Raw genomic sequence first — 14,212 nt, 5'->3', positions numbered from 1 at the left:
GAAAAGTCAACACAGGAATGAAACTTACGGAGGATGGTATAAATATGCTGATCGTAGACAAATTTATGAAACCACCAAAATCCTTGCATAAACATTGATTATTATATGATGCGATAAAATATTCACAAAGGAGAGCTTATGGAATACAAAAATCAAACAGAAAATCGTGCATTTCAGGAAATGTTGCAGGCAGCAGTAAAACGGCTGCAAAATCGTTCCGGAGAGGATCTTGCTGCAAAAAGTGGAGCTGTTTTTTATAGCAGCCGAAATGTGCTTGAAGTACTGAGTTTTTATGAAACGATTGAAATTCAACTCCCTGAGTTTCGTATTAACTCAAATATGGATGAATGGCATTATCTGATATTGCTGCATTATCTGGATATGGCCGATGGAACAGAAGGCTCACAGAAGCTCATTACTTTTGGTAACCTGAAAGATGGATTGATTCGAGGAACCAAGTTTGACCGGACTGCAGAGCAGAAACTGGAAAAACTTTTGCAGGACAAAGAGCCTGAGAAAATTCAGAAAGCATGTACAAGTCTGGGTGCAGAATTCACAGAGACAAAGGCGGATCTGTGTGCTGTTTTTCCAGTTCTGCCAAGATATCCGGTAACTTTAAAGATATGGTTTGCGGATGAAGAATTTCCTGCATCGGGAAAACTATTTCTTCAAGATCATGCAGATCATTATCTGAGTGTAGAAGATGCAGTAACAGTCGGAGAAATCTTGCTACAAAAATTATCGGAAGCATTTTCTTCCCTCTGATCATGAATCAGAAAACTTTCCAGTCCGGCTTTGATAAATTTGTCAATGGTTGTCTGAATCTGTTTCCAGTCATTACAGTGATTGCGGAGCATCAGTCTGTTGATGGAAAGGCAGCCATTCATTTGAAAATAAAAAACCGATTCTGCCTGCTCAAAGGTCAGGAGGCTGTGTGACATAAGCCAGGTCACATAGCCTTCTTTTGTATTTTCTGCTAATTTTTCCAGAAGAATGGGGGCAATTGCATCATCCAGAAACAGTGCCCTGTATTGTGATTCCATCTGTATTTTCTGACAGAATGGATAAGAACAGCTTTTTTGATTTAGACAGAATAAATGATCTACAGTTGTTAACATATCCTGAGTCATATCATTAAAAATATCTGATAATACATCATGGATATCGTAGTAATGAAGATAAAAAGTACCACGGTTGATTTCAGCATTTTTGCAGATTTCTGTAACTGTAATTTTCGTAAAACTTTTCTGCGTTAACAATTCTAAGAACGTATCTTTTATGGTTTGCCTGGTATAGCGGGTACGGCGATCTTGTTTTCTGGTTTTTTCTGACATTATATACTCCTGTATTATTTGGTATCATATGATTCCTCAACAATTTTTCTGATGTGTTGAGGAGCCATACAAATCTCACAGATTGATTATTGTAATTTATATAGTAACAACTATAATAAGATTTAAAGAAAAAGTCAACAGATTGTTCAGAATATTAGGAGGAAAAACATGGGACATGTAATTGCGATATCAGGAAAAGGCGGCGTAGGAAAAACTACACTTTGTGGATTATTGGTCCAGTATTTGTGTGAAAGTGGGAAATGTCCGGTTCTGGCCGTGGATGCAGATGCAAATGCCAATTTAAATGAAGTGCTTGGTGTGGAGCCGGAGATCACACTTGGAGAGCTGAGAGAAGAAATTGAGCGGGCAGGCGTAGACCCACGATATCAGATCCCATCCGGTATGACGAAGCAGGCATATCTGGAAATGCGTCTTTCTGATGCGATTGCAGAAGAAGATGATTATGATCTGATGGTAATGGGGCGAACTCAGGGACAGGGCTGCTATTGCTTTGTAAATGGTCTTGTACAGACCCAGGTTCAGAAACTGCAAAGCCATTATCCATATATTGTGGTTGATAACGAAGCAGGTATGGAACATATCAGCAGAGGAATCCTGCCAATGATGGAAGTTGCCATTCTTGTAAGTGACTGTTCCAGAAGAGGTGTTCAGGCAGCCGGACGTATTGCAAAGCTGATGAAGGAGTTAAACTTTAAACCACAGAAAACTGGATTAATCGTGAATCGTGTTCCAGATGGAAAACTGGATGCCGGAACTCTGGAAGAAATCCGAAATCAGGGACTGGAACTGTTAGGGGTTGTACCACATGATGACCAGGTATATCAGTATGACTGTGATGGAAAGCCGATCATACAGCTTCCGAAAGATTCTCCTGTAAGAAGTGCACTGGGAGAAATTGTAAAGAAGTTAGGATTGTGAGTTGGAGGATTGAAAGTTTGATGATTGAGTAAACAGAAATATTATCTGACTTGGTATAACTAATTGCAAAGAAAGGAAAATCTTCATGAGAGATCATTGGACAGAAATAGAAAAATATTTAGAAGACCAGAAGATAGCACAGGAACTGATTGGAGAACTGAGAGATTTTCACATGCGTTATGAGGTAGAGGATCAGGTAAAGGAACGGGTAGAAAAACCGGATATCCTATTTTATGGGAAAAAGATTCTGGAAATGTCAATAGCAGCGCTTCTTCAGGGAGATAACCTGTTACTTTCCGGTGCGAAAGCTACAGGGAAAAATGTACTATGTGAGACACTGGCATGGATATTCGGAAGACCGGAATACGACATTTCTTTTCATGTAAATACAGACAGTGCCGATCTGATTGGAACGGATACCTTTATAAATAATGAGGTTCGCCTTCGGAAAGGCCCCATCTACCAATGCGCGGAATTTGGAGGATTTGGAATCCTGGACGAAATCAATATGGCAAAAAATGATGCGGTTTCTGTACTGCATGCCACGCTGGATCATCGGCGCAGAATCGATATTCCAGGATATAACAGGATTTTACTTCATCCGGCAACACGATTTATCGGCACGATGAATTATGGTTACGCAGGTACCAGAGAGCTAAATGAAGCATTGGTTTCAAGGTTTATGGTAATTGATATGCCTGAAATGGATGAGGATAGTGTCCTTTTTGTATTAAGACAACATTTTCCAGATGGGGAAAAAAGTGCACTGAAAGCTTTTGCAGGACTGTTTCTGGATCTGCAGATCAAAGCTTATCATGGAGAAATCTCAACAAAATCTCTTGACCTGAGAGGATTGGTTTCTGCTGTAAAAGCCACAAGAAGCGGACTTTCTCCAATTGATGCAATCCAGATGGGGATCATAAATAAAAGTTTTGATGTATTTGAAAAAGAAATCATAGAAGATGTGGTTTCTACCAGAATCCCATCTTCCTGGACCGGAAAAGACATATGGGGGTAAACTTGTATGGAGGATATCAGATGGCCGGCGGAACAACTGGAAGAACATCGTCTGGAGGTCAGCAATCGTATCAGAAATCTTTTTTGGACAGTCAGTGGTGATTATGATATGGAATTTGAACCGGACACAGAAAAATATGTTTATTCAAAACAAACGGTTCTATATGAGGCAGTGAAGCAGGGTGCCTTTGCACGATATTTTGACCAGAAGAAACTTGGCATGTATTTGATGAAAAAAATACATTTTTCTGCTGGAGAAGATATGCTTTTGCCTCTTGCTGGATTATGCATGGATGCTGCAGTGAATCGTTTTATCATTCGAGAACGTTTGGGAACAAAGGAAATCAGAGAACAGGCATTCGGAGAATTGGAAAAGGCCGAGGAAGAGCAGGTATCAGATAATGCTGGAACAGACCTGATTCACAGGATTAGGCTTCTGTATATAAGGCATGTTCTGAAGAACACAGACGATAAGGGAATGGATCCGCAGGCAGAGATTGCATTGTACAAGATTCTTTCTCTGAAGGATGCAGAAAATACGGAAGATGTCATAAACGTGATAGATGAGATTTATAATCATGTTCTGGATCCCTCTTTTGAAAAAAAGAATGGAAATCTGGAGAAGATTCTGAATTTACCGGATATGGCATTGGCCAATGACGCGTGGCAGGAATGCATGACAGATGAACAGATGGAAGACATCATTCAAAAATATCTTTCTAATATCAAAAAAAAGATGATGAGTCTGGATATCAGAAACAAAAAGAAAAAAAGATTTTATTTCTCTCCGGAAAATGAAGAAGTTCCGGAAAGCTCGGAGAATATAAATCCACAGGCAGTGCGACGGATACGGGAATATGTGGAACTGAATTACGGAAAATCGTATCTAAGTGAACCGGAGCAGGCCAGAGTCAACCGGAAATTTTGTACAGGAATCCACAAAAACTGTATCCTGTATCTTACAGATGGAATTTTACAGAGCCCTGTGATTAAAAATAATCAATACCGTTTTTCTCAGCTGCAGTTTGAAAAAAATAAAGCCTATTATGGAAATAATCACTGGATCATCAAAAGAAATATTTCTGTGTTGGCAGAGTCATTGAAACGGGCATTTATAATCCGAAAGGATGATTTTGTCAGCAGATCTGATGCAGGGCAGCTTGTTCCTGAGAGGTTATGGAAAATTGGAAGAACAGACGATGACAAGTTATTTAATAGAAAAAAGAGATCAGAAGATTCTGAGTTTGTAATAGACGTCCTGATTGATTCCAGTGGTTCCCAGGCTGGCAGACAGGCTCAGGTAGCGGCGCAGGGATATATTATCAGTGAAGCATTAAGCCAGGCAGGAATTCCTCATCGGGTGACAGGATACTGTGCTTTCTGGGGATATACAGTACTTCAGAGATTTCGGGATTATGAAGATCCAAGGGAAACAAATGAAAGAATCTTTCAATTTCGGGCGTATGCCAATAACAGAGATGGGCTTGCACTGAAAACAGTCTGTTCCTCTCTCATGGAGCGACCGGAAAAAAATAAGATTTTAATCGTATTAAGTGATGGAAAACCCTGTGATATGAGCATACAACGACCAGGAACCCGCCAGCCCAAGATCTATGACGGAGAAGGAGCTGTGAAAGATACTGCATATGAGGTGCGTCGGGCCAGAAATCAGGGAATTTTCGTAATTGGTATTTTTGTAGGGAATGAAGAAGAGCTCTCCGTGGAAAAGAGAATCTATGGAAAAGACTTTGCCTATATTCGTAATATCAGCAATTTTTCCCGTATGGTAGGAACTTTTTTGCGAAGACAAATTGATATGGAATGAAAATGGAGGAATCACTATGGGTAAAATTGAATTTGCCAATTGCCAGGATGTAAGAAATCAGAAAAAGATACAGGAATTAGACTGTCCACGCTGTCATGAATCGGGAGGCATTGAAGCCTTTGTGAAAGACGGGATACTTGCAGAGGACGGAGTATGTGATAACTGCGGATATATTCTTCCAGAAGGAACAGAACTGGAGGAAGTGGAGTAAGAAGCATTTAAGGAGATAACAGATGAAAATTGCTGTAACTGGAAAAGGCGGAGTAGGGAAAACTACGATATCTGCAGTATTAGCACGGCTGTATGCAGAAGAAGGGAAAAAAGTATTTGCTGTAGATGTGGATCCAGATGCAAATCTTGGACTTGCACTGGGTTTTTCAGAGGAAGAACTGGAGAGTATTACGCCTATCAGTAAAATGAGAAGGTTGATTGAGGAGAGAACAGGTGCAGATAAAAGTAATACTTTTTATAAAGTCAATCCAAAAGTGGATGATATTCCTGAAACTTACGGAAAAGAAAACAATGGTGTTCGACTTCTGGTTTTGGGAACTGTGGAAACTGCGGGAGGCGGATGTGTATGCCCTGAAAATGTAATGTTGAAACGAATTATTAATAATTTGGTTTTACATAGAGATGATATAGTAATCCTGGACATGGAAGCAGGACTTGAGCATTTAGGACGGGGAACAACGGAAGGAATGGATCAATTTATCGTTGTGATAGAGCCGGGGGCCAGAAGTGTTCAGACTTATAAAAATGTAAAACGTTTGGCAGAAGAATTGGGTGTAAAGGAAGTAAAGGTCATAGCAAATAAAATCAGAAATGATGAAGATGAAAAGTTTGTAAGGTCTAGAATCCCAAAGCAGGATTTTTTGGGATGTTATCCAAAATCTCAGGCTTACAGAAGACCAATTTGCGCTAATGGATATGGAGACTGGTATTGAACACTTTGGACGTGGAATTGATAACGGTGTAGATTTGATATTGATAATTATAGATCCATCCTATGAATCCCTACAGCTTTCCAAAAAAATCGGGGAATTATCGGAAAGTATTAGAAAACCATTTTATTACGTTCTCAATAAAGTAACAAAAGAGAATCAGGAAATGATGTATGAAGCTGTATGGAATTCAAGTCGAGTCGCTGTATCTCTTAGTGCGGATACTAGTATTATGAGAGAGGGACTGATGGGGAAAGAACTATCAGAAAAACCAGATGCTATTGAAAACTTAACAGAATTTCTACTTTCTATTTAAAGAACGAGGAGATTTACTGTGGATATATGATAAAAGAAAACCAGATTATACAGCTGTAATTTGTAATATTACATCCACTTGACGCAAGAAAAAAGCAGTGATATACTGAAACAAAAATTATTTATAAAATAATAAAAACCTGGAACTATATTGTGTGATTGAACAGTTACAAAAAATGCAATTCTTGTGGAGGGTATGGGATGATACAGATTGCAATTGTGGAAGATGAAGAAATTTACGTAAAACAATTAACAGAGTATATCCGGAAATATCAAACGGAAAGGGGAAGAGCAATAAAGGTTACGGTATTTGGTGATGGAGAAGATATCACTGAGAATTACAGTGGCGGTTTTGACATTATTCTGATGGATATTCAGATGCGGTTCATGGATGGTATGACAGCAGCAGAAAAAATCCGTCAGATGGATCAGAAAGTAATTATTATGTTTATTACAAATATGATTCAATATGCAGTACGTGGATATGAAGTTGATGCAATGGATTATGTAGTAAAACCAGTTGAGTACTTTTCTTTTTCGCAGAAACTGGATAAAGCAGTTGGACGTATGCGCTCTGAGGTTAAAGAATTTCTTACGATTCCGATTGGGGAAGGAGTTGTAAAGATAGATATAGCAGATATCTATTTTATTGAGGGGCAGAGACATAATGTAATTTATTATACTTCGAGAGGAGATTACTGTTCAAGAATTACGATGAAAGAACTCGAAGAAAAACTTGCGGTACATAATTTTTTTCGATGTGCAAAGGGATATCTGGTAAATATGAATCATGTAGAGGGATTTGTTGGTTCTGATTGTGTGATCCATAATGTACATATACCTGTCAGCAGAACCAGAAAAAAAGAATTCATGAATCTACTTCTGCAAAATCTTAATATGGAATGATTTCATGCGAAATGGAGGATACTATGTTATATCAGGATATTCCAAGAACTTATACGGCAATAGCAGAGAGGGGATCGTGTTTGGTTTATCTTTATATCCTAAAAAAAGAAAACATGAAATCTGTACATTTTCTTACAGGCAGTCTTTTCATGTTGGCAATGCAGAGTATCTTTCTGACTTTGACAGGCAGCGTAACTGAAATTTTGTGGATTCCCTGTATGATGATCGCTGTAGGTATGATGTATGGATTTCTTATGGTCGGAGGAAATATGAAGCCTCTGGGAGCGGCTTATTGCTGTGCCCGTGCATTTGTTCTTGCTGAGTTTGCAGCTTCGCTGCAGTGGCAGATGGTATCTGTTGTACAGGCATGGGGGAATCAGAGCCTCTGGGTTGAAATTCTGATCACGATGGTTGTTTTTGGAGGCTGCTTTACTATTGATATTTATTTAGAAAAAGATCTTCTGAAGCAGAATTATCTTGAACAGATGACAGTAAAGGAAGTAGCAGCGGCGGCAATCATGGCTGTTGCAATCTTTGCTTTTAGTAATCTGAGCTTTTTAAATGAAAATGCACCATTTGCGAGCAGAGAACGTGCAGATATTTTTTCTATCAGAACACTGATCGATTTTGGAGGAATTGCAATCCTGCATGCTTATCAGAGCAGGATCAGTGAGTATGTTGCCGAGAAAGAACTTTCAGTAATGAACGTGATGCTGAAAAGCCAGTATGATCAATACCGAAATTATCAGGACAGCCTGGATCTCATACAAATGAAATACCATGATCTGAAACATCAGATAACGGGACTTCGTGCGGAATCAGATGAAGAGAAACGAAAAAAATGGATTGATTCCATGGAAAATGAAATCGCTGCTTTTGAAAATATAAGCAGAACGGGGAATCAGGTACTTGATACGATTCTGGCAGCTAAGATTTTCCATTGTCGAAAAAATCATATACAGATTACCTGTGTGGCAGATGGAAAATTATTGGATCATATGCATGTAACAGATATATGTTCTATATTTGGAAATGCTTTGGATAATGCGATTGAACATGTAATTTTGATTCCAGATCCGGAAAAAAGACTGATCCATCTGACAGTATCCGCTCAAAAAGGATTTGTGTTCATCAAGATAGAGAATTATTGTGAAGCAGAAATTTCCAAAAATGAAGAGGATCTGATTACAACAACAAAAAAGGATAGTAAAAACCATGGTTTTGGATTGAAAAGTATTCGTGCAGCTGTAGAAAAATATGATGGTTCTGTAGTATTTGGAGTACAGCAGAACTGGTTTGAATTAAAGATTCTTTTACCCAGAGTATTGTAATGCTCTGGGTATTTTTGTTGCCAAGCATACTAAAAAAGGTCCGGTGGACCTTTTTTAGTATTTTGTGCCATATTTGCTGCATCTTGTGCCAAAAACGGCACGAAATAATAACCATGTTATAGTAATGTCAACAGGGAATGATACCTGAAAAAGACGAGAGAGTCAAAGGAGGAAAAAGAGAATGATCAGTGTTGAAATGGAAGATATTCTGGCGGTATTACAATTATGCAAACCGTATATTATCGGTATTGTTGCTGCACTTGTAATAGGAATTATAATTATGATTGCATGCCGCAGAATGTCCAGGGACAAAAAATTTCTGATAAGAGGGGAAGCTGCGATCGCAATGGTTCTTGCAGTTGTTGTCTGCGTGAATATGATCTGTTTTGGACCAATGGCTACGTTGATTGGACTTGCAACGGGAAATGGAACTTTAAGCGATAAAACAAATGAAGAAGCTGCGGAAGCAGCAGAAGAAATTATGGAAGACGGAATTGTTCTTCTGAAGAATGAAAGCCTGCTTCCTTTAAATGAAACAAAAAAACTGAATATTTTTGGCTGGGAATCTATTAATCCGGCTTACGGAGGAGCTGGCTCAGGAGGAATCAATGATCTGTATGATATTGTCAGCCTGAATCAGGGACTTGAAAATGCAGGATTTTCTATTAATCAGGATCTTGTTGATTTTTATAATAATTATGGTGCAGATAATCCGGAAATGTCAATTCAGAAACAGAGCTGGACATTACCAGAACCACCGGCAGATACATACAGTGATGAACTTATTGAAAGTGCAAAAGAATATTCTGATGTGGCAGTTGTGGTTCTTTCCAGAAAAGCAGGTGAAGGTCATAACGATATTCCGATGGATGTAAGCAAAGCAGCTTATGACAATAACTCTGATGCGTATGACGATTTCCCGGAAGGAGAGCATTATTTACAGCTTTCCAAGACAGAAAAAGACATGGTAGACATGGTCTGTGATAATTTTGATGATGTTATTGTCCTTTATAATGGCGCAAATCAGTTTGAGCTTGGTTTCGCAGATGAATATCCTCAGATTAAGTCTGTTGTATGGTGCCCGGGAACAGGAAATGTGGGATTTAATGCACTTGGTAAAGTATTTTCAGGTGAAGTCAATCCTTCCGGAAAAACACCGGATACATTTATTTATGATATGACGACTGCTCCGTGGTGGAATAATGCAGAAAAAATCGAGTATACAAATCTGGCAGATATGGCAGTTGAGGGAATGAATGCAGGAACTGCTCAGGTGTATGCTCCGGCATTTACCAATTATGTGGAAGGTATTTATGTAGGATACAAGTACTATGAAACAGCTGCACAGGAAGGTGCGATTGATTACGATAAGACTGTACAGTATCCATTTGGATATGGTCTGAGTTATACGGAATTTGAACAGAAAATGGGTGAACTGGAGGAAAAAGACGGACAGATTTCTGTAGATGTAGAAGTAACCAACACAGGAGATGTTGCCGGAAAAGATGTAGTAGAAGTGTATTATAAACCGCCATATACAAATGGGGGAATTGAGAAATCTTCTGCAAATCTGATTGAGTTTGCAAAAACAGATCTGCTTCAGCCGGGAGAATCTCAGACTGTTACAGTTACATTTAGTATAGAAGATATGGCCTCTTATGATGAGAATAATGCAAAAGCATATGTTCTTGAAAAAGGCGATTATGTGATTTCTATCAACAGCGATTCACATACTGTGCTGGATCAGAAAACTTATACTGCAGATAAAGATGTAGTATATAAGGGAGAAAATAAAAGAGCATCAGATGATACTGCAGCAACAAATGTATTTGAAGATGCAAAAGGAGATATAACATATCTGTCACGTGCGGATCATTTTGCAAATTATGAAGAGGCTACAGCAGCGCCGGCATCTGCAGAGCTGGGTGAGCCATATGTTTCCGAATATCATCTGAACAGCAACTTTGACAAGACTACATACCTCAATGATAAGGATGTAATGCCGACAACGGGAGCAGATAATGGACTTACATTAGCTGATATGCGTGATGCTGATTATGACGATCCTCGTTGGGAAAAACTTCTGGATCAGCTTACTGTTGATGAAATGGCAAATATGATTGCAATGGCTGGTTATCAGACAGCAGCCATGGATTCTGTGGGAAAAGTGGCTACACTTGATTTCGATGGACCAGCAGCAATTAATAACAACTTTACAGGAGTTGGTTCTATTGGATTTCCAATTGAAGTTGTGGTTGCCTCCACATGGAATAAGGAACTTGCACAGGCCTGGGGTGAATGCATGGGCAAGATCAGTCAGGAAATGGGTGCAGAGGGCTGGTATGCACCAGGTATGAATACTCATAGAACCGCATTTGGAGCAAGAAACTATGAATATTTTTCAGAAGATGGAGTTCTTGCAGGAAATATGGGTGCAAATGCAGTAGAAGGTGCAAGAAAATATGGAGTTTATTCTTACATTAAGCATTTCGCACTGTATGAAGGAAATGCAAAGATGGTAAGTGTCTGGTCAAATGAGCAGGCAATCCGTGAAATCTATCTGAAACCATTTGAAATCTCTGTAAAACAGGGAGGCGCAAATGCGGTTATGGTTTCCTGGAGTTTCCTTGGAGATAAATGGACTGGAGAATGCAGTAATCTTATGAACACAGTTCTCAGAGATGAATGGGGCTTCAGGGGAATGGCGCTTACAGACTTCTTCCGAAACAATGGTCATGGATTTATGAATGCAGATGCAGCTCTGGCGAATGGGGTAGATGCAATGCTGTCCACATTCAACGGAGAAGAGAACAATGTAGCCAATCCGGAACATCCAACATCTGTACTTCAGATGAGAAATGCCTGCAAAAATGTCATGTATACAGTTGTAAGCAGCTGGGCTTATGATGGAGAACACGAAGAAACAGGTATGGAAAACTGGAAAAAAGCAGGAATTGGTATCGACATTGTAATAGCACTTTTCATGGCAGGAATGGAAGTACTGGTAATCAGAGGATATAAGAAAAGAAAGAGTGCTGAATAAGGATGAAAGTGGGATGGAAAACAGTTATGAAACAGCAAAAATTGGTTGAAAAGATGACAATAGAAGAAAAGGCAGCGATACTCAGTGGAAAAACTGTCTGGCAGACCAGAGAAATTGACAGGCTTTCCATCCCGTCCATCTTTCTTTCAGATGGACCGCATGGAATCAGAAAACAGGCAGGAGCAGGAGACCATCTGGGACTGAATGCATCCTTGAATGCAACTTGTTTTCCCACAGCAGCGACGATAGCAAACAGCTGGAATCAGGATCTGGGGGAAGAGATTGGACAGGCGCTTGGAGAGGAAGCAGCAAGTATGGATGTAAATATCCTGCTTGGTCCGGGATTAAATATTAAAAGAAGCCCATTATGTGGAAGAAATTTTGAATATTTTTCAGAAGATCCATATCTTTCCGGGAAGATGGCAGCGTCATATATTCGTGGAATACAAAGTAAAGGCGTTTATGCCTGCCCGAAGCATCTGGCGGTTAACAGTCAGGAACTTCGGAGAATGGCAATGGACGCAATTGTTGACGAACGGACATTAAGAGAAATTTATCTGACCGGTTTTGAGATAGCTGTTAAAGAAGGACACGCAAAAGCAATCATGAGCAGTTACAACCAGATTAATGGGATTTATGCTAATGAGGACAAACATCTTTTGACAGATATCTTGCGCAAAGAATGGGGATTTGATGGAATTGTAGTAACAGACTGGGGCGGAAGCAATGACCATGTGAAAGGTGTTGCTGCCGGCTCAAATCTGGAGATGCCGTCCTGTGGGTACGATTCTGCAAGGGAAGTGATTGCTGCTGTCCGAAATGGAAAGCTGAAGGAAGCGGATTTGGATGAAAGAGTTGGAGAACTGGTGGATGCAGTGATGGAACTGACATCAGGGAAGAAGCTTTCAGATAAAAACTTTGACAGAAACGCACATCATCAACTGGCAAGGAAAGCAGCAGCAGAAAGCATGATTCTTCTGAAAAATGAAAAACAGATTCTTCCGCTGGATACTAAAAAATCCATCGCTATTATTGGAGATTTTGCTTTTTCACCCAGATATCAGGGGGCAGGATCTTCTATGGTCAATCCAACAAAAGTAGAAGATATGTCATCGATTTTGCAGCAATATGATCTGAATATTTTGGGAATGACAAGAGGCTATCATAGAAATGGAGATGTAGATGAGAATGATAGAAAGTTTGCATTAAATTTGTCTATGAACGCGGATATTGTGATTTTCTGCTTTGGTCTTGATGAGATCAGCGAATCAGAAGGACTGGACAGAACCCATATGCGTATTCCGCAGGATCAGATCGATCTTCTGCAGGATATCAGTAAAGTGAATGAAAATATTATTGGAATACTGAGTGCAGGATCTGCGATAGAAATGCCATGGCATACCTGCTGTAAAGCGATTTTGCATGGTTATCTGAATGGACAGGCAGGTGCTTCTGCAACATTGGATATTCTGACCGGAAAAGTGAATCCATCAGGAAGACTGGCAGAAACATATCCCATATCTTATGAACAGACACCGGCATTCCGATATTATCCAAGTAATGAGAAAACATCGGAATACCGCGAGAGTGTTTATGTGGGATATCGCTATTATGATACTTCAAAAGTACGGGTGCAATATCCATTTGGCTTTGGGCTTTCCTATACGGAATTTACATATTCTGATCTTATCATAGAAGAGGATGGAATCAAAGTATCGGTTACCAATACAGGTGACAGAGACGGAGCTGAGGTTGTTCAGATGTATGTAGGACTTCCTAATGCAATCGTGTTCCGACCGGAAAAAGAACTGAAAGGTTTTGCAAAAGTTTATTTAAAGGCAGGAGAAAGCAGACAGATCAGAATTCCCTTTGATGATAAGACATTCCGTTATTGGAATATAAAAACGGGACAGTGGGAAATAGAAACAGGAACTTATCAGATTATGGTAGGAGCCAGTGTTGCAGATATTCGTTTAACAGGTATGACTGAGAGAACAGGAAATAGTAAAGGGTATCCGTATAATCCGGCAAAAATGCCTTACTATTATACAGGAATCGTGCAGAAAATATCAGATGAGGAATTTCGTGAACTTCTTGGTCATGAGATACCGAACGGAAGATGGAGTGGAAATCTGGAAATCAATGATGCAATCTGCCAGATGTATTATGCAAAAAGCAGACTTGCAAGACTGATATATAGATGTCTCACAAAAATGAAAAAGAAGAGTGAAGAACAAGGGAAACCAGATCTGAATATTCTATTTATTTACAACATGCCATTTAGAGGTATTGCCAAGATGACCGGCGGGGCAGTCAGTATGGAAATGGTATATGGAATTGTCGATGCTGTGAATGGACACTTTATGCGTGGAGTAAAAAAAGTAGTTGGCGGATATTTCAGAAACAGAAGAAATAATAAGAAATATGAAAAATTATTAAAAGGAGCTGGAGGGAAGCGCAGATGAATCATATAAGAAATATATGGAAATGTTTTGAAGAGAAACATTCTGCTCTTGCAAAATGGCTTTATCAGATATTCTATTTTGTTATATTCAGTATGG

12 protein-coding genes are annotated in these 14,212 nt (G+C 39.3%); 11 read left to right on the top strand and 1 reads right to left on the bottom strand.

The features are described from left to right. Positions 1 to 138 precede the first annotated feature (138 nt). A complete protein-coding gene (locus DXC01_RS16640; protein ID WP_118699397.1) occupies positions 139 to 765 on the top strand; it encodes a DUF3786 domain-containing protein in 627 nt (208 codons plus the stop codon). On the opposite strand, the gene DXC01_RS16635 is transcribed toward DXC01_RS16640, so the two are convergent. After that, positions 687 to 1,334 carry a TetR/AcrR family transcriptional regulator gene (locus DXC01_RS16635; RefSeq protein ID WP_118699396.1) on the bottom strand — a complete coding sequence of 216 codons (648 nt, stop codon included), beginning with the start codon at positions 1,332 to 1,334 and terminating at the stop codon, positions 687 to 689. The two genes, DXC01_RS16640 and DXC01_RS16635, sit on opposite strands and share 79 nt — an antisense overlap. Before the next feature lie 168 nt (positions 1,335 to 1,502). Here DXC01_RS16635 and DXC01_RS16630 point away from each other — a divergent pair, with 168 nt between their 5' ends. The 10 genes from DXC01_RS16630 to DXC01_RS16585 all read left to right on the top strand — a co-directional run bounded on the left by DXC01_RS16630 (position 1,503) and on the right by DXC01_RS16585 (position 14,116). Next, complete coding sequence (locus DXC01_RS16630) at positions 1,503 to 2,273, top strand: ATP-binding protein (RefSeq protein WP_118699395.1); 771 nt, start codon at positions 1,503 to 1,505, stop codon at positions 2,271 to 2,273. A gap of 85 nt (positions 2,274 to 2,358) precedes the next feature. Continuing rightward, positions 2,359 to 3,291 carry an AAA family ATPase gene (locus DXC01_RS16625; RefSeq protein WP_118699394.1) on the top strand — a complete coding sequence of 311 codons (933 nt, stop codon included), beginning with the start codon at positions 2,359 to 2,361 and terminating at the stop codon, positions 3,289 to 3,291. A 6-nt stretch (positions 3,292 to 3,297) separates the two neighbouring features. Further along, positions 3,298 to 5,115 (top strand): cobaltochelatase CobT-related protein, encoded by a 1,818-nt coding sequence (locus DXC01_RS16620; protein WP_118699393.1) that lies wholly within the window; start codon positions 3,298 to 3,300, stop codon positions 5,113 to 5,115. Between the two features lie 16 nt (positions 5,116 to 5,131). Continuing rightward, on the top strand, positions 5,132 to 5,326 hold the full coding sequence (locus DXC01_RS16615) for a hypothetical protein (RefSeq protein ID WP_118699392.1): 195 nt from the start codon (positions 5,132 to 5,134) through the stop codon (positions 5,324 to 5,326). A 22-nt stretch (positions 5,327 to 5,348) separates the two neighbouring features. After that, a complete protein-coding gene (locus DXC01_RS16610; protein WP_118699391.1) occupies positions 5,349 to 6,059 on the top strand; it encodes an ATP-binding protein in 711 nt (236 codons plus the stop codon). Continuing rightward, positions 6,037 to 6,372 (top strand): hypothetical protein, encoded by a 336-nt coding sequence (locus tag DXC01_RS16605; protein ID WP_243111647.1) that lies wholly within the window; start codon positions 6,037 to 6,039, stop codon positions 6,370 to 6,372. Before DXC01_RS16610 ends, DXC01_RS16605 begins: the two co-directional genes overlap by 23 nt. 200 nt (positions 6,373 to 6,572) lie before the next feature. Next, positions 6,573 to 7,277: a LytR/AlgR family response regulator transcription factor gene (locus tag DXC01_RS16600; RefSeq protein ID WP_118251316.1), complete on the top strand. Its 705-nt coding sequence runs from the start codon at positions 6,573 to 6,575 to the stop codon at positions 7,275 to 7,277. Between the two features lie 149 nt (positions 7,278 to 7,426). Further along, entirely contained in the window at positions 7,427 to 8,608 is a 1,182-nt protein-coding gene (locus DXC01_RS16595; RefSeq protein ID WP_243111646.1) for an ATP-binding protein, read from the top strand. Between the two features lie 181 nt (positions 8,609 to 8,789). Further along, on the top strand, positions 8,790 to 11,651 hold the full coding sequence (locus tag DXC01_RS16590; RefSeq protein ID WP_118699389.1) for a glycoside hydrolase family 3 C-terminal domain-containing protein: 2,862 nt from the start codon (positions 8,790 to 8,792) through the stop codon (positions 11,649 to 11,651). A 26-nt stretch (positions 11,652 to 11,677) separates the two neighbouring features. Beyond that, the gene (locus tag DXC01_RS16585; protein WP_199611779.1) at positions 11,678 to 14,116 is read left to right on the top strand and encodes a glycoside hydrolase family 3 C-terminal domain-containing protein; all 2,439 of its coding nucleotides are present in this window, start codon (positions 11,678 to 11,680) and stop codon (positions 14,114 to 14,116) included. The last annotated feature ends 96 nt before the right edge of the window (positions 14,117 to 14,212 follow it).

The sequence above is a fragment of the Blautia sp. OM07-19 genome, from assembly GCF_003481595.1.
Lineage (GTDB): Bacteria > Bacillota > Clostridia > Lachnospirales > Lachnospiraceae > Blautia_A > Blautia_A intestinihominis.
The sequence above is the reverse complement of the archived record's forward strand: the minus strand, read 5'-3'. Positions and strand labels throughout refer to the sequence as shown.